We start from the raw sequence: 24,337 nt of genomic DNA, 5'->3' as shown, positions 1-24,337 counted from the left end.
TTCAGATGGAAGAAATGGATATTGTTAAAATGATTGCAATTTCAGGCGATAGCAAAGCAAAAGCTTTCGAAGCCCTGAAATGTTTGAAACAAAGGGATATTGCAAGAGCAAAGGAATTGATTAAAGAATCTAGACAACTAGATTTAGAAGCACATAATCTTCAAACCAATCTAATCAGTAAAGCGTTGATGGGAGAGGAGGATACAAAGGTCACGTTATTGATGGTCCATGCGCAAGACCATTATATGACAAGTCAACTGGCTAGGGATTTGATTGAAGCGATGATTGCTCTTTATGAATAAATAAAAGGGAGAAGAAAGATGAAAATTTTACTCTGTTGTGCTGGTGGTTTTTCTACCAACATGTTAATGCAAAATATGCGGAAAGTTGTACAAAAAAGTGAAGTTTTAAAAGACGAAGAATTTGATTTTACTGCAATTCCAGCAGATGCTTTAGAACAAGAAATTGATGGGTGGGATATTGTATTAGTTGGTCCTCAAATTGCTCATAAGGTAGATTATATCCAATCAGTCCTTGAACCGAAGGGAATTCCCTATGCTGTGATTGATAAGGATGTCTATGGACAAATGGACGGAGCAACTGTTCTCAAATTGGCTTTAGTGACACATCGAAAACATGTATTAAAGTCATAAAAGAAGGAAAGGACAAGAACTATGTTCGAAAAATTTGAAGCATTTATGAATCGTTTTTTTCTACCCTTAGCACGAAAGGTAGATAATCAACGGCATTTAAGTGCCATTAAGGCGGGAATGGTTGCCATGACTCCTTTTACCATTTTAGGAAGTTTCTTTGCTATTTTACCAGCCTTGCCTAATATGTTAGGGGAAAATAATATTGTTAGTAAATTTATTTTGCAGAATGCAGAATTATTTGATCTTCCAGTTACCTTATCCATTGGGCTCATTGGCTTATATTCTTGTATGGCGATTTCATTTAATTTAGCAAATTATTACAAATTATATATTCCAGGAGCTGTGACACAAGCTGTTTTTGCCTTCTTATTTCTGACAGTCCAATTTACAGAAGATGGAGGCGTCAGTCTGTCTAATTTAGGCGCCAAGGGGTTATTTACTTCTATGATCGCTTCTTTAGTAACGGTGGAACTCTATCAGTTCTGTAAGAAGAGAAACTTGACCATTCGAATGCCAGATGGTGTTCCTGACTTTGTATCCCGTTCTTTTGAGTTAATTCCAGTTACTTTGATTGTCGGTGGAACATTTATCTTGACACGTTTTGTTTTATTGTCAACAATAGGAGAGCTTCCTCCTACCATTTTGACTCGCTTCCTTCAACCATTAGTGGGATCGATGGATAATCCTTGGTCTGTTTTGGCTCTTAACTTCTGTATTTGTACCATCTTCTTCTTTGGGATCCATTCCTCTGTTTTTAGTCCGATTACGCGACCAATCATGGTGGTTTTTATTGCAGAAAATATTGCTGCTTATCAAGCAGGTCAACCCTTGCCTCACTTCTATACTGCTGGAGCTTCTAGTGCTTTCTTTGGTTTTACAGGTTGCGGTATTTCAATTGGTTGTGTCATCGCTTGTATGCTATCTAAAAGTCAACGCTATCGTCAAATCGGAAAAGTATCACTATTCCCAGCTTTATTTGGAATTAATGAACCGATCTTATTTGGAGCACCAATTATTTTGAATCCAGTCATGTTTATTCCACATGTATTTGGTGGAGCTATTATCGGAACATTACCGATGTTTATGATGCATTGGGGCTTGGTAGATAAGCCAATCTTTGATCCACCTTATGTTGGTGTTTTCCTAGAAGGATTTTTAACTAATGGAGATTGGCGGTCAATTGTGGCCAATGCAATCCAATTGGTTTTGACAGTTGCTTTATATTGGCCTTTCTTTAAAATCATGGAAAAACAGGAATTAGAGGCAGAAAAGAAGGCAGAGAGCCAAAAAGATATCTTTACTGCAGCTGATACCGATATTTTAGATGAATTAGGCTTAGACTTTTAAAGGAGAGAGAAGTGGTAGTTGAAAAAGTCTTCCGATTACTGGAAGAAAAGGATTTAGATGCCCTTATTATCAAATCTGTTCCAAATAAACTCTATCTACATTCATTAAAAGGAAGTGGTGTTTATCTTGTTCTAACAAAATCAGCTGTTTTTCAATTTTTTGACGGACGTTATCAACAAGAAATTATCGAGCAGACAGATAAGGACTATCAGCAAAAAGAGGTCGTAAAAGGGAAGTATATAGATGAAATCATCGCTTTTTTGATGAAAGAAAATGTTCAGAGAGTTGGGATTGAATCGAATGGCTTATCAATTCAGGAATATAACTGTTTAGTTCGAACATTTACTGTCTATCTGTTGCATGATGAGCTTGAACGAATTCGTTCTGTAAAAACTCCAGAAGAATTTTTGAAAATCCAAGCAGCTTGCCAATTAACAGATGATATCTATTCTCATATCCTACCTCAAATTAGAGTTGGAATGACAGAATTAGAGTTGAGTGGATTGATTCATTATCAAGCATTGAAAAGTGGTGCAAGTGCTATGGCTTTTGAACCGATTATCGCTTCAGGTGTTCGTGGAGCCTATCCTCATGGTCGTCCAACTAATAAACGCATTGAAAGAGGGGAATTACTAACGATTGATTTTGGGGTTATTTTAGACCATTATCAATCCGATATGACGCGGACAGTTGCAGTTGGTCTTCTTAGTCGGCAGCAAAAGGAAATCTACCAAACTGTTTTACAGGCACAAACTCAAGCTGTTTCGGTAGTGGTTGCAGGATTACAGGGAAGGGCTATTGATAAAGTAGCTCGAGAAGTGATTGAAGAAGCAGGATATGGGGATTACTTTGTTCATGGATTGGGTCATGGTATTGGCTTGGGTGGCGATTTACCCATACTCAGTCCAACTAGCTCTATGATACTCGAAGAAGGGATGGTCATGACCTGTGAGCCTGGAATCTATATCCCTGAGTTTGGTGGTGTTCGTATCGAAGATGTTGTCGCAGTTCAAGAAGGAGTTGGGAAGCGTTTGACCCTTTCCAATAAAGAATTAATAGAAGTAGGGTAAAAAAGTGTATGATTTTAATATCAAAATAGATCGTCGCTTAGGACATTCAAGGAAATGGAATCCTCAACTAATTGCTACTAAGTTTGGTTTGGGAGAAGGAGCTATTCCCTTGGATTTAGCCGATGTCGATGTTGCTGTTGCAGAACCAATTAGAGAGGCTTTAGTAAAGCGAGCAATGGTTCCCGATTATAGCTATACCTTTGTTCCAGATGAATTTTATGATGCTGTAATCGATTGGAATAAGCGTCGTTTCCAACAGGTTATTGAAAAAGAGTGGATTAAGTTAACATTTGGCACAGTTTCGACATTGCACTATATTGTTCAAGCTTTTAGTAAAGAAAAAGAAGCGATACTTATCAATACTCCTGCCTATGCTCCCTTTGCAGAGGCGGTCCTTCATAATGGCCGGACACTGCTAACCAGTTCCTTGATTAATCGTGAGAATCGCTATTATATTGATTTTGAGGATATTGAATACCAATTTCGGACAAACGATGTAAAGATATATATTTTATGCAGTCCTCAAAATCCTTCAGGGCGCGTGTGGACAAAGGATGAATTGAATCGCCTAGCAGAGCTTTGTTTGACTTATCAAGTTCTTCTAGTTTGCGATGAGATTCATCGGGATATTTTATTTGAAGTTGAGAGCTTTACAACCATTGCGAATGCGCATCCTAAAATTATGGATCAGTGTATTCTTTGTTTATCGCCTAACAAAGCATTTAACTTGGGCGGTTTAAAAACTTCTTACGTTGTCATTAAGAATCCTATTTTGCGTCAGATATTTTATCAACAGTTAGAGGCAAATTCCATTACTTCTCCCCATGTTTTTGCTGTACCAGCAATTATTGCAGCCTATACTCACTGTGAGGCTTGGCTCGATGAATGGACAGCTTACATCAAAGAAAATATGAACTTACTTCATCACTGTTTTGAGGATATTCCGGAGGCTATTATTATGCCGGCAGAATCATCCTTTCTAGCTTGGATTGATGTTCATCAACTCTTTCATAATGAGGAGGAAATGACAGCATTTTTCAAGGAGGCAAATTTGACGATGGTACCTGGAAGTTACTTTGTACAAGATGGAGAAGGCTTTGTTCGAATCTGTGTCGGCTTACCAAGAGATACCTGGCTCACCGTACTCGAACGGATTAAAAAGACCTATCTAAACTATAAAAAACGGTCTTTGGAAAAATAAGCATTTATTGATACCTAAGAGGTTGGCATGCTGGAATCAGTAGAAAAACCTTTTAGGTATTTTTTGAATAAAATAGCAATGAAAAATCCAACATACTAGCTATTACAGCCTAAATAATGTAAAATAGAGAGCAGTTAGGAATCAAGGAGATTAGGAAATGGCAGCGTATTGGAGTCGCTATGAGGGTTTGGAGGAAAAACTTGACAGCGTAAGGACCCTGATTGAAAAGAAGGTCCACATACGACATACGGGTATTAAGCAGGCACTAGTAGAGCTAAATAGCGCAGGTGGAAAGTACCTTCGCCCCGCTTTTTTCTTTTTATTTGAGGAATTTGGCGACACACCAAGACTCGATGAGGACAAGTTGATAACCGCTGCAGCTTCTCTTGAGGTCCTGCATTTGGCGACATTAGTTCATGATGACATTATTGATGACTCTCCGCTACGCCGAGGACAGGTGACGATTCAAAGTCGCTTTGGTAAGGATGTTGCCGTCTATACAGGAGACTTGCTCTTTACCGTCTTTTTTGGCTTACTCCTAGAGTCTATGCCTGGCTCTCCTTATATGAATGTCAATGCCAAGGCGATGAAGAAAATACTAGTTGGTGAGCTTGATCAGATGTCTGCCTATTATAATCAAGCACAAACCGTCCATGACTATTTACGAGCTGCTGCTGGGAAAACCGCTGCCTTGTTTAAACTGGCGAGTCGAGAAGGTGCCTACTTTGGTGGTGCTGATCAGGAAATCATCCGCTTGGCGGGGCATATCGGCTTTTATATTGGTATGGCCTTTCAGATGATTGACGATTTGCTAGACTATACAGAAGAACAATCTGCATTAAATAAGCCTGTCTTGGAAGATATTGGTCAAGGTATTTACAACTTGCCCCTCTTGTGTGCTCTACAAAAAAATCCTACCGCCTTTCGTCCTTATTTGGATAAGCGAGAGGATATGACAGAAGAAGATGTGCAGGCTGTTGTTGCTTTAATGAAACAAGAAGGGGGATTGGAGCAGGCAAGGAAGCTAGCAGAGCGCTTTACACAAAAAGCAGTATCTGCGATTGAACAGTTGCCAAATCACCCAGCCAAAGACTTATTATATAATCTAACAAAACAGTTATTAAAAAGAAGTAGCTAAGCTAAAAAAGAGTGAGGCGCAACGGTACGTTTAAAGCGACAGTTGGTCTCACTTTTTGTATGTTGTCCCATTTTTCCAATAGGAGATGTCAAACATAGTACATTGTTTCTTCACTATGTTTCAAGTCTGCCATTTTTCATTGAAACATCCTTGCCAATGGTCTAAGTCTGCCATTTTTTGTTGAAAATTTCCTGACGATATTCTACGTTTCGCTTTCTGCATCGAAAAATCTCCTTTCTCGGTTTTAAGTCCCGCATTTTTCTGTGAAAAAAGGTTCCCTAGCTTTCAAGTCTGGCATTTTTCATTGAAACATCCTTGCCAATGGTCTAAGTCTGCCGATTTTTTCTAAAAATTTCCTGACAATGTTCTAAGTTTTACTTTTTCGGCTGAGAAAATCTTTTCTAGACACTACGTTTTTATGTTTTGTTTGAGAATGCTCAGTCCTAGATAGTGGTCTTGCTTAGTGGTTTTCTCGTTTCTTTTTTAGATAAAGAGTATAGGACTGATAATCACCTTTTTCAAATGATATAAAGAGTCCCGCATTTTTTAAGTCACTACCGGTGTAAGATTCTCCGTTGGAGGTGATGTAATATGCATTGTCGTCTAGGTATGGAATTCGTAATAAATATCCTGTTTGAGATACAGAGTAAGTATTTCGAAATGCGACGAGGTAGTAGTTTTCTTTATCTTCGCTTTCAAATAGCCAAGCAGTCGCATTATGATCAAAAGGAGACAGTAAACGGTAAAATCGACTGGTTTGGATCAGCTGACGTAATGATTTGTATCGGTTAATATGGTGTGCAATGACGTGATTATCCTCTAGTGAGGTTTTCAAGATATTGAGTTCATAACCCATATTGGTCGAATCTGCTAAATCCATGCGTGTTTGTAATGGTGTAGTGCGGTTGGTTTGATGATTTGGGACTGCTGAGACGTGGCCAGTTAACTGATAGGGATGAAAGAGATAACTAGCTCCATATTGAATAGCTTGACGATCGAGTCCGTCGGTGTTATCGCTAAGCCAAGTTTGTGGGAAATAATACAACATCCCAAAGTCTAGCCGTCCGCCACCACTGGAACAATTTTCAAAGAGCAAGTTAGGAAATTGTTGTGTAAGGTAATTTAATACACGGTATAAACCAAGCATATAACGATGAGAAAACTCTTTTGGTAGGAAGTGAGCAAGTTGACTTTCATTTTCAACCAAATGTCGGTTCATGTCCCATTTAATATAATCAACATGATAGGTCTCGATAAACGTGCTCAATGTTTGAATGAGCCAGTCTTGTACCTCTTTTTGTGTTAAATCAAGGACATATTGATTTCGGCCATAGTAGGCTGGAAAATAAGGTGATTTAACAATCCATTCGGGTTTTTCTTTACATAATTGGCTCTGTGCAGAAATCATTTCAGGTTCAAACCAAATACCAAATTTCATACCTTTCTGTTGGCAGGAATTTACCAGAGGCGTGAGATCGTTTGGGAATTTTATTGGATCAACATGCCAATCTCCGAGTGAAGTTTTGCTAGAGTTACGTCCACTAAACCAGCCGTCATCTAGCACAACAGCTTCAAAGCCAAGTTGATGTGCTTGTTCAATGACCTGTAACATTTGTTCTTCATTGACATCAAAGTAGGTCATCTCCCAACTATTGATCAAAATAGGAGCTATTTCGTTTTTGAACTGAGACGGGAGTAAATGATGGCGAGTAAAATGATGGAATTGATGTGACATACCGTTAAATCCAGCATCACTGTATACAAGAACGGCTTGAGGTGTTGAAAAACATTCTTTTGGACCAAGTTTCCAAGAAAACATCTCTGGATTTAATCCAATTTGAAGTCGTAATTGATCGTACTGGTCTCTTTCAATCAATTCAGTGTGATTACCGCTATAAATTAAAGTCAGTGCCCGCACTTCTCCATAACATTCATGTGCTAAATCAGAGATTGCGATAAATGGTGGATATTGTGGGCCACTAGCTCCTCGACTGCTTCCAATTCGAAATTGTCCATGAGTAATTGAAGTATGTTGCAATTGGAACTCTTTCTGATGAGAACCATAGAAGCTAGTGAGTTGTTGACCTTGATAGAGAGTATCGATTGTGGCACTAGCAAAGTGTTGAATTTCAAACTCATCGCTAGATAGATTTGTCAGTTTGCTAGAACGGATGATGGTATTATTATCTTTAAAAATAGAGTAGAAAAGGTCTAGTTGTACCCGTGAAGTTGAGTCGATTAATGTTAAGACAAGTGTTTTTGCTTCATCAATGGTTGCTCTTGCATGAGGTAAATCTGGTAGATTTGGAACTCCGTTAAAAATGTTATAGGAATGAAAGATAGGTCGAAGCATTTCGGATTGGTCAGCTAAACGGAGTTTTAATCCCGCTTCTTTATAATCTCCCATAAAAGATAGAGGACATTCTTGGGGAAGAAATTCAAAAGATTGATTATCTTGCTCCAAGGATTGGAAACTAGCAAAGGTTTTTTTGTAGCTGGGAAGTCGGTTGGCTCCGGAATAGTTCCTAACGGATTTTCCCCAATAGCGATGAATGAGGTAACGATTGTCCAGTAGTTCAATGATGTAGCTGATTGATTGATTGGTCAGATGGAAGTAGTTCGTAGTAGAATCAAATGTGATGGATAACGTCATGTTTGTATTCCTTTCGATAGGTGGTTGGTGCGATTGCGGTTTCTTTTTTAAAGAATTTTGAGAAGGAGAGCGCATCCGAAAAACCAACGGAATGTGCAATCGTATTGATGGGATACGATGTCTCGATGAGCAATTCTTTGGCTTTTTTTATTCTGAGTGTAGAAAGATATTGCTTGGGAGAAATTCCTGTTTCTTTTTTAAAGAGATGAGCCAGATAATTGGGATGGATCCCTATAAAGTCAGCTACATCTGCAATTTGAACAATTTCATGGTAATGTAAATCCATGTAGTGTCGTGCAAGGGTTGAGACTTGCTGTTCAGAAACTTGATCCAGAATTCCAATTTCTTCGACTAATTTTCCTAGTAAAGTATACATGAAGCCATTGATTTTTAAGAAGGAGCTGAAAGTATTCTCAGAGACATCAAGCATTTGATTGATGAGGGCTTCATAATCTTCCGCATTTTTGCAATCAAAGACAAACTGATGTTGTTTCGAGGCTTGGTAGATAAAATTAGACTTGATTCCTAAAAATCCTATCCAGGAATATTTCCATGGATTGTCTGTATCAGCAGTATAGCGAAACCAGTAGCCGGCAGGAATGATAAAGAGTTGGTTTTGCTGGATAATGTAGTGCTTCTCTTCAATTTCAAAAGTTCCCTTGCCCTCTTTAACAAAGAGTATGACGTGATAGTCACGGCTTCGTAAACTGTAGGAATGATTAGGGCGACAGTATTCAATGCCGCTACTATACAAAATGAGGTCTGAAATATGTTTATTATTGAAATCGGTAAATCTATCTGTATATTGTCTTAAATAATGTTCCATACATTTTAGTATAACGAAAAATCAAAAATAGTCTAGTTTATATGAGATTTTTCCATATTCTTGTATAAAATTTCCATGGAATTCCAATCTGTTATCCGTTAAAATAATAAGCAACAACTAGTTGAAAACGCTTTGAAATAAAAGGGAGGAATCTTTGGAAAATCAATATCGGAATGTATTTCATTTGGAGCCTGGTAAAGGCTTATTAAATGACCCTAATGGGCTTGCCTTTTATCAAGGAAAATACTATGTTTTCCACCAATGGAACCGCTTTGAGACAAATCATTCTTACAAAGAATGGGGCTTATTTACTTCAAGAGACTTATTAGAATGGACACACGAAGGAAGTGCGATTTTACCTGACAGAAGGGAAGATAGTTCAGGTGTCTATTCAGGCTCTGCCATTATTGTAAACCAAGAATTAAGAGTATTTTATACAGGAAATAGCAAAGAAAAGGGACAGAGAAAATCGGTGCAGCTACAAGCCATTTCAGATAACGGGAAGACATTTGTCAAAGGCCATATTGCGACTCTAACTCCTTCTCATTTTACAGAACACCATCGTGATCCCTATGTTTGGCAAGCAGAAGGGAAGTTCCATATGATTGTCGGAGCACAAGATAAGAAAGGAAGAGGTTGCATTGCTTATTATCAATCAAAAGATAGTGAAAGCTGGCAATATCAAGGTATTTTCTTTCAATCAGATGACTTAGATCAAATGGCAGAATGCCCCAATATAGCTGATATGGGATCAAGTCAAATTTTATTAGTTTGTCCACAGAAACGAGATTTGGAACAAGATACAGATCTTTCTAGTTATGCAGGCTATTACATCGGAAGCGTAAAAAATGGAGAATTTTTTCCTCATACGGATATTCAAAAAATGGATGAGGGATTTGATTTCTATTCGCCACAGGTATTCCGAGATCCTAGGGGACGACAGTTGATGTGGGCTTGGATGAGTAGGATGACGCAAGAAGAGGAATTAACTTGCCCAACTCAGAAAGATGGCTATCTGCATTGCTTGACGATGCCAAGAGAGTTAAAATTGGTCGACCAGCAGCTATATCAACTGCCTTTAGAAGAATACATCCATCATCGAAGGTTAGTAGAAACGATTACGAGTTCAGAGTATGAAATAGTAGCTACCTCGGGTATGGACATTCTTGAGTTAACTTCAGAAAAATCGATGGATGGATTAGAGGTAGAGATTGGTCATCAGACTGTTTGGCTATCCTATGACAATCAGCAACTGACCCTTAGTCGTAAGAGTTGGGTAAATGGTTCAGTACAAGAAAAAACAATTTTCTTAGAAAATTTACGGACGATGCAGCTATTTATTGATCAATCAGCACTAGAAATATTTATCAATCAAGGAGAGAAAGTGATGAGTTTGCGCTATTTTAATCGTGATCCTAAAAAAATTTATCACCTCAAATCTTCGAATGATATAACAATACATTGCTATAAAATGGAGAAGGAAAAACATGGATAATAAGACATTAGCAAAAGAAATTTTACACTATGTCGGTGGAGTAGACAATGTGAAATCTGCTCAACATTGTGCTACGAGACTACGAATCATCACAAAAAATCAAGACTTAGTCGATGTAAAGGCTATTGAGGACTTGGATAAGGTTAAGGGAAGTTTTTATAATTCAGGACAGTATCAAATTATATTAGGAACAGGTTTGGTAGATAAGGTTTATGAAGAGTTTATGCCGTTAATTGGTCAAAGGCAAGCGGGAAAAGTCGAGGATGAATTGCTAGAGACAGAAAAATGGACGTTTAAACGGGCTATTCGAATTTTTGGAGATGTATTTGTTCCGATTATTCCAGTTCTTGTTGCAACAGGTTTATTCATGGGGTTACGAGGTCTTTTGACTCAGGATACTATTTTGTCCTTCTTTGGTATGACAAATAAAGATGTACCCGTCGAATTGATTCAATTTACCCAGATTTTGACAGATACTGCTTTTGCCTTTTTGCCTGCCTTAGTTGCTTGGTCAACCTTCATCATCTTTGGTGGAACTCCTATTTTAGGAATTGTACTTGGTTTGATGTTAGTCAATCCAGTTTTACCAAATGCTTATTCAGTTGCTTCAGGTGATGCAGAACCAATGGTTTTCTTTGACTTCTTGAAAGTAGTTGGATACCAAGGCTCAGTTTTACCAGCCTTTGTGACAGCTATTGCTGCAACAAAGATTGAAAAAGGATTTAAAAAGATTATTCCAGACTCATTGGATTTAATTTTGCGGCCATTCCTCACTCTTTTGACCGGATTAATTCTTGGGATAGTTATTATTGGACCTATTTTTCATAGCGTAGAAATTTATGTGCTAAATACAGTTGAATTTCTTCTAACCCTACCTTTTGGTATTGGTGGTTTAATCTATGGAAGTTTTGGACAATTACTGGGAATTTTAGGGATTCATCATATCCTCAGCTTACTGGAAATCAATATGTTGGCACGTGATGGATGGAATTTACTGAATCCTATTGGAACATGTGGGAATGTGGCACAAGCAGGAGCAGTACTAGCAGTTGGCATGAAAACAGTTTCTACTAAAATGAAACAAGTTGCCTATCCTTCAGCCTTATCAGCAGCTCTTGGAATTACTGAACCAGCTGTATTTGGTGTAACCTTGCGACTTGGTAAGCCATTCATCATGTCAATGATTGGAGGAGGAGTTGGGGGATTCTTTGCTTCGATTTTCCAATTGAAAGCAACAGGTCTTGGCTTGACTGGAATTCCTGGAACTTTGCTGTATTTGAATAATCAATTGCCACTATATATTGTGACAAATCTTATTGCATTTGCAACGGCTTTTGTTTTAACGTGGACAGTTGGCTATAAAAAAGAAGAAACATTATAAAAAGGAGCTAATGCCGCTCCTTTTTATAATGTTTCTTTTTCTCCATCATCAACTGCTTTGAGATGACGGAAGCGTGGACTAGTTTCAGCTAGAAAGGCAGGAGAGCCTTCCATTTCGAGTTGCCCATTTTCGAGGAAGATAACACGGTCAGCATATTCGATCCCCTTTAAATGGTGGGTAATCCAGATAACGGTTTTACCTTTTAGCTCCTCCATAAAGGTTGTTAGAAGTTGTTTTTCGGTAATGGGATCAAGCCCAACAGTCGGCTCATCAAGAATAACGATAGGTGTTTCTTTTAGAAGAATGCGGGCAAGGGCAATTCGGTGCCGTTCTCCCCCTGAAAAACGCAGACCTGCTTCGTCAACCATGGTATCCAGTCCTTGTGGTAAGGTCGCAACCATTTCTTTTAGGCCAACACGCTCAAGAACATGCCAGACTTGCTCAAGACTAGCCTTTTCATTTCCAAGGCGGATATTATTGAGCAAGCTCGTCCGAAAGAGATAAGGTGCCTGCTGGATAACGCCAATGTAGGCTGGAATAGCTTCGCCAATAGCAGTTACTGGTACACCACCCAGGGAAATGTCTCCTAAACTAGGTGTTAAATCTCCTCTCAACAGAGTTGCAAGGGTACTTTTTCCAGAACCACTCCGACCTAGAATGGCTAGCTTTTGTCCTTGAGGAATGGTCAAGGACAGTTGGTCAAGGACCAGTCGTTCATCACCAGCATAGTGAAAGCTGAGATTGTTTATCTCAAGAGTATAAGGAGCTTGCGGTTGCTGATTTGTTGTCGATTCAGGTCGTAGGCTTGGAAGAGCATTGAGTCGTTCAATCGAGTCCGCATAACTGTTGGTTTCTTGACTGGCAGCAGATAATCCTGCAAAAGCATCGATAATGGGAAGAAGCGATAGGACAAAGGCTGCAACCCAATTGGCTGCTCCTCCATGATGACCAGTAAAATGACTTCCCGCCCAAAGGAAAGTAGCAAGAATCAATCCACCATAAGCTACTTCAAATAGAAGTGCTCGCTTATTTTGGAAGGATTTCATCTTGGCTTGGACTGCCATCAGTTGGTTTTGCGAAGATTCGTGAAGTGCGACATATTCTTGCCCCCGTTGGCTGAAAATCCAGTCTGAAATTCCCAAGACATTGTCAGTTAATTCTGTATACAGGCCATTTTTTAAGGCTTTTTCTTTTTGCTGCCTTGCCCCATTAACGAGAACAGAAACCAGAGGAAAGAGAAAAATCAGAATGGCCAGATAAAGGAACATGAAGAGCGCAAACCACCAAGAAAAGAAGCCTAACCCAATCACGATAAATAGGTAGAGAATCCAAGCGATAACTGTTGGGAAAATGGTCCGCAAGTAAAGATTTTGTAGGTGATTGATGTCTTCTGCTAAGAGTCCAATCACATCTCCCAAACGAAAATCACGTTTGATGAAAATCGCATCCTGTTCCAAGGTCTGATAGAGCTTGAGTCGGAGTTGCGAGGTCATTTTGAGAACCCAATTGTGGCTCGTCAAACGTTCCAAATAGCGGAAGACTGGTCTAGCAATCCCAAAGGTTCTAGTCAGAACAATTGGAATATAAACGAGGAGAATATTGGTTGGTAGAGAGGCAGATTTACTAATCAGAAAGCCTGAGATGAACATCAGAGCACCTGCACTAAAGAAGGTCAGAAAACCAAGAAACAAGGCAGCAACTAAGGCTAGTTTGTATTGTTTGAAAAATGGTTTGACCCAGTGGTCATCTTTCATGACACGAAACAAAGGAATATTAGTCATGACTTCCTCCCATTGCAGTTTTTAAGTGATAGAGTTTTCCTTTTTTGGCTAGGAGTTCTTCGTAGCTTCCCATTTCCACGATTTGTCCTTGATCTACGACCCAGATAGTGTCCATTTGGTGGAGCCAGTGAAGGCGGTGAGTGGCGAGTAAGACCAAGCGGTTCTCCATCAATGGTAACATTTTTTCCTTTAGTTCCAACTCGGTTTCAATGTCAAGGTGGGCGGTTGGCTCATCGAGTAGGAGAATACGACGCTCTTTATCAAGAAAGGCACGGGCAAGAGCAATCCGCTGTGCTTGACCGCCGCTTAGAGGACGAGCCCCATTTCCGATACGGGTGTCAAGACCTTCAGGTAGACTAGCCACCAGTTCATCCAGTCCGACAACTGAAATCGCCTCTCGTACCTCCTCATCGCTGGCTGAAGGGGTATAGAAGGTGATGTTATCACGCAGGCTCATTTCAAAGACATAGGGATTTTGTGGGATGTAAAGGAGTTGCTTACGCCAATCTTCCTGATCAAGGTTAGTGACTTTCTGCTGGTCTATCCAAATGTTGCCCTCGACAGGTGCTAGGAATCCACTCAAGAGATTGATAAGACTAGACTTCCCAGAACCACTCATGCCGATAATACCGATTTTTTGGTAGCCTGTGAGAGTAAGTGATGTTCCTGCAAAAAGTTTTTTATCCTCGTAGGCCATGGAAATCTGATCCAATGCTAAGCGACTGTCTCTCGTCCATGGTGCCATGCTGATTTGTTCCTTGCGAATACTTGTGGTATTCAAGATTTGTTGGATACTTTGCATGGCATTTTTTCCGTCTAAGGTAGCGTGGTAGTCACTTGAAAAATCACGCACAGGTAGGAAATATTCTGGAGCTAAAATGAGAATAGTTAGGGCTGGAAAAAGCAGCATTTGACCGTTGATCAATCGAAGTCCTAGAAGAACTGCGACTACCGCAATGGATAAGGTGGTAAAGAAATCAAGAGCAAAAGTGGATAAAATGCCAATTCGTAAGGCACTCATGGTTGCTTTGCGGAAATTTTCACTGGTTTGGTAGATGTTCTTGGCATAGGGCTTGCTGCGACCGAAGAATTTCAAAGTATCAATACCTCGTAGCGTATCCAAGAAATGGTTGGACAAGAGCTGGTATTGTTGGTACTGACGGTTGGCTCTTGCTTGTGCCGCATATCCCAAGATAATCATAAATAGGATGATAATGGGAAAGACAATGAGGAGAACCAGACCAGATTCCCAGTCTAAATAACAGATATAGGCTAGAATAATCCAAGGAATGATGCTCATATTCATCATTTTATTGAGGATTAGGTGCAGGTAATTTTCGACCAAAGAAATGCCGTCTAAGGTCATGGTGATGACATTTCCTGAACCTTCTTTTTGAACGATATGCGGTCCCAATTCAAAGAGTTTCTGGAGCAGGTTTTCTCGTAGGAGACGCGCCTGTTGACTAGAAAAAACATCCAACCGCTCATCCTTGAGGTAGTTTATACCATGTCGCCCTAGATAGGAGAGAAGAAAGCATAGGATAGGCCAAAGTTGATCGTTTAGAGCTTGTCCCTCCCAGACACCGGTAATGGCCTGACTAAGACCTGCTGCCTGTCCGATAATAAAGATTGCCTGAAGGATGTCCAATCCTGCAAGCAATCCTAATAGTTTATGAACACCGGACAAGCGCATCACAGCTTTATCCAGCATGGTGTTCCCCCGTTCCAACGACTGGTAGCTTAATCCGTTTTCTAAAGATATAGTAAGTCCAAGCAGTATAGGCTAAGACAAAAGGTACCAAGGTTAAGGCTACCATTGACATAATGCTAAGTGTGTAAGGGGATGATGAAGCAGATGCAATGAGCAAATCGTATTTTGAACTGATTGAGCTAATCATGACACGAGGGAAGAGTCCTTGGAATAATAGAACAACAATAGTTACCAAGGAAAGTCCACTAGCGAGAAAAGCTGTCATTTCAGCCTCTTTGAGGACAGATACATGAGCCACTAGAGTAAGAAGGACAATAGCCACTACCAATAACAAGGTTGGTACAAGGTGTAGGGCAAAGAAGTCTGTCTTAAAGAAGAGCAGGGTCGCAAATGCTACCAAACCAAGATAGAGTATCAGGTAGAGTTTTTTTGCATAGTCACGAGCACGAGTGCGGACGTCGCCTTCTGTTTTCAGGCTGATGTAGTTTAAACCATGTAGATAGGTCAAGAGTACCATAGCGACTCCACCAACTAGTGAAAAGAGGTTGAAGTAGTCGCCAAAATGGGCAGACATATTGCCATTTTCATCGAGGGGCATTCCTTGAATGAGACTGATAAACATCACCCCAAAGAAGAAAGGAACGATGAAGGAGCCGATAGACAAGGTCCAGTTCCAACGTTGCTTTTGTGCGGCAGGAACTTTGTGGCGAAATTCAAAGGAGACACCACGGATAATCAAGCCGACTAAGATGACCAACAAGATGAGATAGTAGCCACTGAATAAAGAAGCATACCAGTAAGGAAAAGAAGCGAACATTGCTCCACCCGCAGTGAGTAACCAAACTTCATTGCCGTCCCAAACAGGGCCAATGGTCTGCACAATCTGATCTTTTTCCAGCTCATTTTTGGCGAGTGATTGCACTGCCATTCCTACTCCGAAGTCAAACCCTTCGAGGAAGAAGAAGCCTGAAAAGAGTAAGCCGATGAGAAAGAACCATAACAATTGTAAATTGCTCATGTTTAGAATGCCTCCTTATTAAATGTATCAATGGAAGAATAGCCACCGATGTGCAATCCCTCATGTTCAGGACCCTGGTGCAATTCTCGAATGACCAATTTGATCATGGTTGTTGCTAGAGCAGTGAATAAGATAAAGTAGACGATATTGGAGACAGTCAGAGAAGCAACAGATACATTTGGTGACACACTTTGTTCAATCGTAAAGAGACCGTAAACTGTCCAAGGGTAACGACCTTGCTCTGCCACAACCCAGCCGAAGGTATTGGCTAAAAATGGTGCAAAGGTTGTGAGAGCCACTAGCCAGAGCATCCATTTCTTTTCATAGAGGATTGGATTTTTCTTTCTGGTCCAAAATAGTCCCAAAGCAGATACAAGGAGCATTAAGGTTCCAAAACCGGCCATGATACGGAAACCGTAAAAGAGGAGATTGACCATTGGGAAGTAGTTGCGATCCCCATATTGAGCAATCAATTCTTCATTGGCTGTATCCATTCCTTTAACGGCACCAGACATCTTATGGTAAGACAAAATACTAAGCATATAAGGAATTTTAACACCAAAGACTTGTTTGTGTTTGGCTTCATCTGCCCAAGCAAGGACAGTCCAAGCAGCAGGGTCGCCAGAATCTTCATAGTCCCCTTCCATGGCTGCAAATTTCATTGGCTGATCTTCGATAAGGGCTTGCATTTGCGCATCTCCAGCTCCAAGTACAGAGAGAGAGCCAATAAGAGAAACAATCAAACCAATACGAATAGATTTTTTATAGAGTGCTTGAGTAGTTTCAGTTAGGCTTTCTTTTTTCAAGAGACGGAAGGCTGCCATTCCAGCTACCAAAATACCGCCCATGGTAATAGCACCTGTAATAACGTGGCTGTATTCGTAGATGAACTGTGGGTTGGTAATCAAGGCACCAAAATCCGTCATCTGGGCACGACCATTGACAATTTCATAGCCGACTGGGTGCTGCATGAAGCTATTAGCAATCAAAATCCACATCGCTGACATCAATGAGCCAAATACAACTAACCAGATGAAGGTAGCATGTAATTTCTTGCTGATTTTTTTGTTGTCCCAAGTGAACATCCAGAGTCCTAGAAAAGTGGATTCCATGAAAAAGGCAAAGAGGGCTTCGACCGCAAGCGGTGCTCCGAAGATGTCACCAACAAAGCGGGAATAGTCAGACCAGTTCATTCCGAATTGGAATTCTTGGATAATCCCTGTCACCACACCGACTGCGAAACTGAGCAGCATGATATTGCCCCAGAATTTCGTTAATTTTTTGTACTCTTCCTTGTTGGTCACTACATAGCAGGTTTCCATGATAGCCACCACGAAGGCTGTACCAATGGTAAATGGTACGAAGAAGAAGTGAAAGATAGTGGTCATCGCAAATTGCAGACGAGCCAAGGTTTCTATCGTCATAATAACCTCCAATTGAGGAGCTGAACAAAAGATTCAGCTCATTCCTAAAATTTTTATTTGTATATGATTCGTTTCTTGCTTAATGATAGAGGTCAAAGCGACCGTGTGCTACCAATTCCTTCAATCCTCCCATATCCAGAAGTGATTTGTTCATGATAGCTTTTTTGATAACAGAAGCGGGGTAACCCTTGACTTTTTTATCAAAAGCAAGACCAAGTGCGTGGGTGTTGCCGATAGAGGCAACTGTTCCCTGTGATTGATAGACAAACTCTTCAAGCGGTTCGCCCTTTAATTGATGTTGTAGATTTTTAGCGACATGTTTCCCCATTTGGGTTGCAATCTGAGCAGTTGTTGGGTAAGGGCGACTGGTTGTTGGATCCATAAAGGCGGACACATCTCCGACGATATAGACATTGTCATGGTCAGGGGAACGCAAATCATTTGTTACGACAACACGACCACGGCGTTGGTCGAAGCCAGATTCAGCCATGACAGGACTGCCACTGACACCTGTTGTCCAGATAATAGTTGAAGCAGCGATAGCTTGTAGCTCTTCTCCTGTTTCGGCTGTCGCATAAAGAACATGACCTGGTGTAATCTCTTTAATCATGCAGCCCGTCATGAGACGAATTCCTAGTTTGTCAATCAACTGCAGGGCATAGGCACGCAAGTCGTCATCAAACATCGGTAAAATACTAGTTGCTGCTTCTACACAGATGATCTCAATCTTATCTGGACTAACTCCAGCAAGGTCTGCATAGCGTTTGCGTTCATCGACAAATGCCCCTGCTAGCTCAATACCTGTAAAACCAGCCCCGCAGATTAAGAGGCGCAGATGATTTTCATCTTTGGTTTCACGATAGGCAGCCATTTGATGTAGAATATGCTGATGAATGGCTTCTGCAGTTTCAATATCTACCATTTGTAGGGCATTTTCCATAGCCCCCTTAATGCCAAATGTTTCAGAGGTAAAACCGAGCGCAATGACTAGATAATCGTAGGAGAGTAGACCGCTTGTTTGTAACTGAACTGATTGTGTTTCGCAATCAATAGTCAAAACCTGATCTTGGATAAAGGTCACTCGCTGAGAATCGATGACCTCTTGAATTGGAAATGAAATCTTTCTACTTGGTTGAGAACCAGCTGCAACCTCATGTAATTCAGTCGCTTCATAGTGATAGGGATTTCGATCGACTAAGGTGATATGAACATCACCTGCTTCTTTTTGTAAGGTACGGACAGCTTTCAATCCAGCATAGCCCGCTCCTAATACTAGAATTTCTTTCATAGTATCTACTCCTTTCTAAAGTAAACCGATTCCCAGTGCATAAGTGAGAACTTGAACAGTAGATCCCAAGGCTAAAATCTTGATTGCACATGGAAAGGTTTCTGATTTAACTTGTTTTTTCCATAAGAGCTTGGTCTGTTGCACTATAAAGGGCAACAAGAGTAAGCTGAGTAAACTCGTTATCGGAGCAATTCCTAAAAAGACCTGACAGACAATAGCGAGTAGCGCCATTCCATTTGCAATCGCAAATAGAGAGAGTCCTCCTTTGATTCCAATATAATGAACCAGAGTATAGCGGTGATTTCGCTCATCTTCTTCCTTATCGCAGAGGTTATTGGCCAACATCAGATTGGCAATCCAAAGGGTATTGGGAAGAGAAATCAGAAAAATCTGCGCAAGAGCCCTGAAGCTCCAATCAAAGTCAGGAGCTGTATTGAGGTAGATACAGATGAGACTGATCATAAATCCCATTGTAAAGCCAGAAAATACTTCTCCTAAAGGCAGACTCGATAAGGGTTTTGGACCGGATGAATAAAAGATTCCAACAGCGTAGCAAAATCCTCCCATGATGAGTAAGGGCCAACCAACAAACCATGCTAAGATCAATCCAATGAGGAATGAAATAGTAAAGAGGAACAACATGATCCGTTCTACTGAACGCAAGGATAGGTTTTCCCGCCCGATGATATTGGTTTTTGCTTGATAATCTTGATCCAAGGCATGCCGATAGTCGTTGTAATTATCCCACACATCGACAAACATGTTGAACAAGAGCATTGCGATAAAGTACCAGCCAACATAGAGGGGTTGTAATTCGCCATAGACATAGTAGCTAAAACAAATCCCAATCAAAAAGGGCAAGATACTCGCTGTTTTTGCTTTGATTTCCACCAACTCCAAAAAAATTGGTAAGGTCATTATCTCCACCTTTCTATCACATCTCTTAACCCTATTATTATATAGGAAAAGACTTGAAATTGGAAATAATTAAAACTGAAAAATGGACAAAATACGGAAATTGTTGAAAAATGCTTACTTCCTATTAGAACGGAGAGTTTATAATAGGAGTACGACACAACAAAACCTCGGAATTTTCGAGTGTTTTTTGCTATACTAGAGACAGTAGTTCGAAAGAAGCAAGGAGAAGAGTATGCAGACACTAACATGTCCTCATTGTGGGGTTGCCTTTCAAGTTGATGAAACAGAGTACAGTCAGCTATTAGCACAAGTCCGCGGGGCGGAATTCGAAAAAGAATTGCACGAGCGCTTGGCGCGTGAGACTGAATTGGTTGAGGAAAAGGCTAAAAATGATTTGCACCGCCAATTAGCTGAGCGGGATAAAGAAATCGTAGAGCTGGCTGCCAAGTTAGAACAGGCAGAAAATAAGACAGAACTGGAAATTCGCTCTGCCTTGTCCCAAAAGGAGCAGGAAATCCTGTCTCTCGAAGCTCAGGTAGAGAAAATTCGTTTGGAAAAAGATAATGAGTGGCAACTGGCTCTCGCTTCAATGGAAAAAGAACGTGATGCGGTTAAAACAGAATTGCTCTTGCAGGAACAAAAACAGGAATTGGCACTAGCCACGACCAAGCAGGAGTTTGAACTCCAATTAAAAGCGGCGAATGAGCAAGTTGAATTTTACAAGAACTTTAAGGCCCAGCAATCCACTAAGGCGATCGGAGAAAGTTTGGAATTGTATGCAGAAGCAGAATTTAACAAGGTTCGTCATCTGGCCTTTCCCAATGCCTACTTTGAAAAGGATAATCTAGTGTCTAGCCGTGGTTCAAAAGGAGATTATATCTACCGCGAAGTGGATGAGAGTGGGGTAGAAATTCTCTCCATTATGTTTGAGATGAAAAATGAAGCGGATGACACGGTGAAAAAGCACAAGAACGAAGATTTTTTCAAGGAATTGGACAAGGACCGTCGGGAAAAGGACTGTGAATATGCGGTTTTGGTGACCATGCTTGAAGCCGATAATGACTACTACAATACAGGGATTGTCGATGTTAGCCATAAATATGAAAAGATGTATGTTATCCGGCCCCAGTTTTTCATTCAGCTGATTGGGATTTTACGCAATGCTGCGATGAATGCTCTCAAATACAAGCAGGAATTGGCTCTGGTCAGAGAACAGAATATCGACATCACCCATTTTGAAGAAGATTTGGAAATCTTTAAAACGGCCTTTGCCAAAAACTACCAATCTGCTAGCACTAATTTCCAAAAGGCGATTGATGAGATTGATAAAGCTATTAAACGAATGGAAGCGGTCAAGGCTGCTCTCACAACCAGTGAAAATCAGTTGCGTCTTGCCAATAATAAATTAGAAGACGTTTCCGTCAAAAAGTTAACCAGAAAGAATCCGACTATGAAAGCTAAGTTTGATGCCCTAAAGGAGAAGCAATGATTCGTAGCTACAAAGAGAAGGATGTTCTAGCGTGTCAGCAGTTACTACTAGAGTTGGGCTATCCCAGTCAGATTGAAGAGTTAGATGAGCGTTTGTCCTCCCTTTTGGCACAACCAGACTACGAATTGTTAGTCTATGAAGAAGAAGGACAGGTTCTTGGTCTGCTCGGCTATGCCAAGATGTACTTTTTTGAAAGAAATGGTGCTTACTTGCGGATACTAGCCTTGGTTGTCAATAGTCAGTATCGCCATCAAGGAATTGCAACGGCCTTGCTCGATAGGGTCAGGCAGATTGGTAAAGAAACAGGCTGTCAGACTCTAGCCTTAAATAGTGGTTTGGGAGAGGAGCGACAGATAGCCCACCGGTTTTATGAACACTATGGCTTTGAGAAAACCTCAGTTGGGTTTGCTTATCAGCTTGGGGAGTCATACTAATGGAAATGGATAGCAGAGTATTCCAAATATCAAATCTCATAAAGCGTGATTTGCTCAGCTTACTGGGTTCTAATCTAGTCGGCATATATGTGCATGGTTCTCTTGCCTATGACTGTTTTTCTTGGGAACAAAGCGATATTGATTTTTTAGTAGTAGTTAATGAACCTGTGCAACAAGTACAAAAAGAAAAACTCATTTGCTCCCTACTGGAAATAGAGCGACGTGGTCCCAAAAAGGGAGTTGAGATGAGTGTTGTTTGCAAAAAAGACCTTAAACCTCCACATTTTCCCCTACCCTATCATTTACACTATTCTATCCAACACAGAAAAGCAGCCGAAGAAACTATCTCCTTGTATTGTACAAACATGCAGGGCGTTGATAGAGATTTGACTGCACATATCATGGTCATTTGTCAAAAGGGAATCGTCTTATATGGTGAGGAGATTACCAAAGTCTTTCAGGCGCCCACTCAAAAAGACTACTTAGATAGTGTATGGTATGATATTGAAGATAGTTTAACAACGGTGACAAAAGACCCCGTATCTACTATTTTGAATCTCTGTCGAACGCTTGCTTATGTGAGAGAAGGAAGGATGTTATCCAAGAAAGAAGGTGGAGAATGGGCGCAGGAACAGTTGTCTCAAGGATACTATGAGATGTTGGAGAGTGTTCTTAACGCCTATCAGCATGGGATTTCTCTAGTTTCTACTAGCTTAATGTCACAGTTTGTAGAGGAATGCTTGGCTGAATTGGCTGGGAATATAGTCTAACGTGTTAAACTGGTGGTCTTGCCTCAGATGTTATAGGGGCATATCCATTGTAAGAAGTGGAGAACTGGGAGATAGCAATGAATTTTATCACCAAACTTGAAGTAAAAGACTTGGCAGAAGAAGAGTATTATTTCCGCATTTCTGCCATTCGTGAGCTAAGGACGCTTGATTTATCTTTGCCCATTACCTTTTTTACGGGAGAAAATGGGAGTGGCAAATCAACCTTATTAGAGGCGATTGCTGTTTCTTGGGGCTTCAATCCAGAAGGTGGAAGTCTTCAAGCCTATTTTACGACTAAAGATACCCACTCATCTCTTTGCGACTCTCTCATTCTTTCTAAGAGTGCTAGGCGACCCAAATCAGGTTTTTTCCTCCGAGCAGAAAGTTTTTATAATGTAGCCAGCTATCTCGAAGAAGTGTGGGAGGGAGAAATTCAAGCTGGCTATCAATTGGACCACTATGGTGGCATTCCTCATCAAAAATCGCATGGTCAGGCCTTTATGGGCTTGCTCTTACACCATTTTAAGCCCAATAGTCTCTATCTACTAGATGAACCAGAAGTGACGCTTTCTCCGCAGAATCAGTTGGCCATGATGCGGCGGATATATGAATTAGCCCAGCAAGGCTCTCAATTTATCATTGCAACCCACTCCCCGATTTTGACGACCCTTCCCCATTCACGGCTGTATCATTTCGATACGGAAATCAGGGAGATTGATTACAAGGAATCAGAAAACTATAGGCTGACCAAGATGATGCTAGAAGACCCTGATCATGTCCTCCATTATCTATTAAAAGAGTAAGAATCTTCTACTTGTCCAATTCCATTTCTATGCTATAATAGTTCTATGCTTTCAGGAATTATCAATGTAAAAAAAGAAGCGGGGATGACCTCGCATGATGTGGTATTTAAACTACGTAAGATTTTAAGAGAAAAGAAGATTGGACACGGCGGCACCCTTGACCCAGATGTGACAGGGGTCTTGCCAATTGCGGTTGGAAAAGCGACCCGCCTCATTGAATATATGCAGGAAGAAGGGAAAGTCTACGAGGGCGAAATCACGCTTGGCTTTTCAACGACGACAGAAGATGCGTCTGGTGAAGTGGTGGAGCGGACTGCAATTCCGACGACTTTGACGGAAGAAGAAATCGACCAAGCTATGCAAGGGTTTGTCGGAACAATCACCCAGATTCCTCCTATGTATTCGGCAGTTAAGGTCAATGGCCGCAAGCTCTACGAATATGCACGAGCTGGGGAAACAGTTGAGCGACCTGAGCGTCAGGTAGACATCTATCAGTTTGATCGGATTAGCCCACTCCTTTTTGAAAATGACTGTGTACGCTTTTCCTTTCGTGTGCGTTGTAGTAAAGGAACTTATGTGCGTACCTTGTCCGTGGACTTAGGAACTCAACTCGGTTTTGCTAGCCATATGTCTCATTTGGTGCGGACAGGTTCTTCAGGCATGGTGATTGCAGATGCGTTGACCATTGAAGAAATTGCTCACTTAGTGCAAATGGATGATGTCACATTTTTGCAACCGATTGAGCAAGGAATTGGCGATGTACCAAAAATTTTGCTGACGGAAGAAGAAGTAACGGATGTAAAACATGGACGTTTTGTGGTACTAGATAGGTCAGAAAATGTCCTTGCTGCTTTCTTTGAAGGGCAATTAGTTGCCATGTTAGAAAAAAGAGAAGGTTCCTATAAGCCTAGAAAGGTTTTTATCTAGGTCTTTTTCA

The 24,337-nt window shown here is 40.6% G+C and carries 21 protein-coding genes; 13 read left to right on the top strand and 8 right to left on the bottom strand.

Features of this window, described 5'->3' with window-relative positions; genetic code table 11:
- The first annotated feature begins 5 nt into the window (after positions 1-5).
- From J5M87_RS05630 to J5M87_RS05605, 6 genes are all read left to right on the top strand, one after another.
- Positions 6-302, top strand: coding sequence for a PTS lactose/cellobiose transporter subunit IIA (locus J5M87_RS05630; protein ID WP_154608022.1), 297 nt, complete (start codon positions 6-8; stop codon positions 300-302).
- An 18-nt stretch (positions 303-320) separates the two neighbouring features.
- Positions 321-653: a PTS sugar transporter subunit IIB gene (locus J5M87_RS05625; protein WP_154608021.1), complete on the top strand. Its 333-nt coding sequence runs from the start codon at positions 321-323 to the stop codon at positions 651-653.
- Between the two features lie 21 nt (positions 654-674).
- Positions 675-2,000 (top strand): PTS sugar transporter subunit IIC, encoded by a 1,326-nt coding sequence (locus tag J5M87_RS05620; RefSeq protein ID WP_154608020.1) that lies wholly within the window; start codon positions 675-677, stop codon positions 1,998-2,000.
- A gap of 11 nt (positions 2,001-2,011) precedes the next feature.
- On the top strand, positions 2,012-3,070 hold the full coding sequence (locus J5M87_RS05615) for a M24 family metallopeptidase (RefSeq protein ID WP_160463191.1): 1,059 nt from the start codon (positions 2,012-2,014) through the stop codon (positions 3,068-3,070).
- A 4-nt stretch (positions 3,071-3,074) separates the two neighbouring features.
- Entirely contained in the window at positions 3,075-4,271 is a 1,197-nt protein-coding gene (locus J5M87_RS05610; RefSeq protein WP_160463190.1) for a MalY/PatB family protein, read from the top strand.
- A gap of 157 nt (positions 4,272-4,428) precedes the next feature.
- Positions 4,429-5,409 carry a polyprenyl synthetase family protein gene (locus J5M87_RS05605; protein WP_154608019.1) on the top strand — a complete coding sequence of 327 codons (981 nt, stop codon included), beginning with the start codon at positions 4,429-4,431 and terminating at the stop codon, positions 5,407-5,409.
- A gap of 460 nt (positions 5,410-5,869) precedes the next feature.
- Here the strand turns inward: J5M87_RS05605 and J5M87_RS05600 are convergent, their stop codons facing one another.
- Complete coding sequence (locus J5M87_RS05600) at positions 5,870-8,062, bottom strand: alpha-galactosidase (RefSeq protein WP_154608018.1); 2,193 nt, start codon at positions 8,060-8,062, stop codon at positions 5,870-5,872.
- Positions 8,040-8,888, bottom strand: coding sequence for an AraC family transcriptional regulator (locus tag J5M87_RS05595; protein WP_067089626.1), 849 nt, complete (start codon positions 8,886-8,888; stop codon positions 8,040-8,042). Before J5M87_RS05595 ends, J5M87_RS05600 begins: the two co-directional genes overlap by 23 nt.
- Positions 8,889-9,042: 154 nt before the next feature.
- Between J5M87_RS05595 and J5M87_RS05590 the strand changes: the two genes are divergently transcribed.
- Together J5M87_RS05590 and J5M87_RS05585 are read left to right on the top strand one after the other, a co-directional pair.
- A complete protein-coding gene (locus J5M87_RS05590; protein WP_154608017.1) occupies positions 9,043-10,383 on the top strand; it encodes a glycoside hydrolase family 32 protein in 1,341 nt (446 codons plus the stop codon).
- Positions 10,376-11,764, top strand: a complete 1,389-nt coding sequence (locus tag J5M87_RS05585) for a PTS transporter subunit EIIC (RefSeq protein WP_154608016.1) — start codon at positions 10,376-10,378, stop codon at positions 11,762-11,764. The genes J5M87_RS05590 and J5M87_RS05585 overlap by 8 nt, the downstream gene beginning before the upstream one ends.
- A 23-nt stretch (positions 11,765-11,787) precedes the next feature.
- On the opposite strand, the gene cydC is transcribed toward J5M87_RS05585, so the two are convergent.
- The 6 genes from cydC to J5M87_RS05555 form a co-directional block, all read right to left on the bottom strand.
- Complete coding sequence (gene cydC, locus J5M87_RS05580) at positions 11,788-13,545, bottom strand: thiol reductant ABC exporter subunit CydC (RefSeq protein ID WP_154608015.1); 1,758 nt, start codon at positions 13,543-13,545, stop codon at positions 11,788-11,790.
- Positions 13,538-15,256, bottom strand: a complete 1,719-nt coding sequence (cydD, locus tag J5M87_RS05575; protein ID WP_154608014.1) for a thiol reductant ABC exporter subunit CydD — start codon at positions 15,254-15,256, stop codon at positions 13,538-13,540. Before cydD ends, cydC begins: the two co-directional genes overlap by 8 nt.
- A complete protein-coding gene (gene cydB, locus J5M87_RS05570; RefSeq protein WP_154608013.1) occupies positions 15,246-16,274 on the bottom strand; it encodes a cytochrome d ubiquinol oxidase subunit II in 1,029 nt (342 codons plus the stop codon). Before cydB ends, cydD begins: the two co-directional genes overlap by 11 nt.
- A 2-nt stretch (positions 16,275-16,276) precedes the next feature.
- Positions 16,277-17,698, bottom strand: a complete 1,422-nt coding sequence (locus J5M87_RS05565) for a cytochrome ubiquinol oxidase subunit I (protein WP_154608012.1) — start codon at positions 17,696-17,698, stop codon at positions 16,277-16,279.
- A gap of 79 nt (positions 17,699-17,777) precedes the next feature.
- Positions 17,778-18,986, bottom strand: a complete 1,209-nt coding sequence (locus tag J5M87_RS05560; protein WP_154608011.1) for an NAD(P)/FAD-dependent oxidoreductase — start codon at positions 18,984-18,986, stop codon at positions 17,778-17,780.
- Between the two features lie 15 nt (positions 18,987-19,001).
- Complete coding sequence (locus J5M87_RS05555; protein ID WP_154608010.1) at positions 19,002-19,904, bottom strand: prenyltransferase; 903 nt, start codon at positions 19,902-19,904, stop codon at positions 19,002-19,004.
- 232 nt (positions 19,905-20,136) lie between these two features.
- On the opposite strand from J5M87_RS05555, the gene J5M87_RS05550 reads away from it, so the two are divergent.
- From J5M87_RS05550 to truB, 5 genes are all read left to right on the top strand, one after another.
- Complete coding sequence (locus tag J5M87_RS05550) at positions 20,137-21,393, top strand: DUF2130 domain-containing protein (protein WP_154608009.1); 1,257 nt, start codon at positions 20,137-20,139, stop codon at positions 21,391-21,393.
- Positions 21,390-21,827 (top strand): GNAT family N-acetyltransferase, encoded by a 438-nt coding sequence (locus J5M87_RS05545; RefSeq protein ID WP_154608008.1) that lies wholly within the window; start codon positions 21,390-21,392, stop codon positions 21,825-21,827. Before J5M87_RS05550 ends, J5M87_RS05545 begins: the two co-directional genes overlap by 4 nt.
- The gene (locus J5M87_RS05540; RefSeq protein ID WP_154608007.1) at positions 21,827-22,597 is read left to right on the top strand and encodes an aminoglycoside adenylyltransferase domain-containing protein; all 771 of its coding nucleotides are present in this window, start codon (positions 21,827-21,829) and stop codon (positions 22,595-22,597) included. Before J5M87_RS05545 ends, J5M87_RS05540 begins: the two co-directional genes overlap by 1 nt.
- Positions 22,598-22,674: 77 nt before the next feature.
- Positions 22,675-23,400, top strand: coding sequence for an AAA family ATPase (locus J5M87_RS05535; protein WP_154608006.1), 726 nt, complete (start codon positions 22,675-22,677; stop codon positions 23,398-23,400).
- Between the two features lie 45 nt (positions 23,401-23,445).
- The gene (truB, locus tag J5M87_RS05530) at positions 23,446-24,327 is read left to right on the top strand and encodes a tRNA pseudouridine(55) synthase TruB (RefSeq protein ID WP_154608005.1); all 882 of its coding nucleotides are present in this window, start codon (positions 23,446-23,448) and stop codon (positions 24,325-24,327) included.
- The last annotated feature ends 10 nt before the right edge of the window (positions 24,328-24,337 follow it).

The organism is Streptococcus sp. zg-86, from assembly GCF_017639855.1.
In the GTDB taxonomy this organism is placed as follows: Bacteria; Bacillota; Bacilli; order Lactobacillales; family Streptococcaceae; genus Streptococcus; species Streptococcus zhangguiae.
The sequence above is the reverse complement of the archived record's forward strand: the minus strand, read 5'-3'. Positions and strand labels throughout refer to the sequence as shown.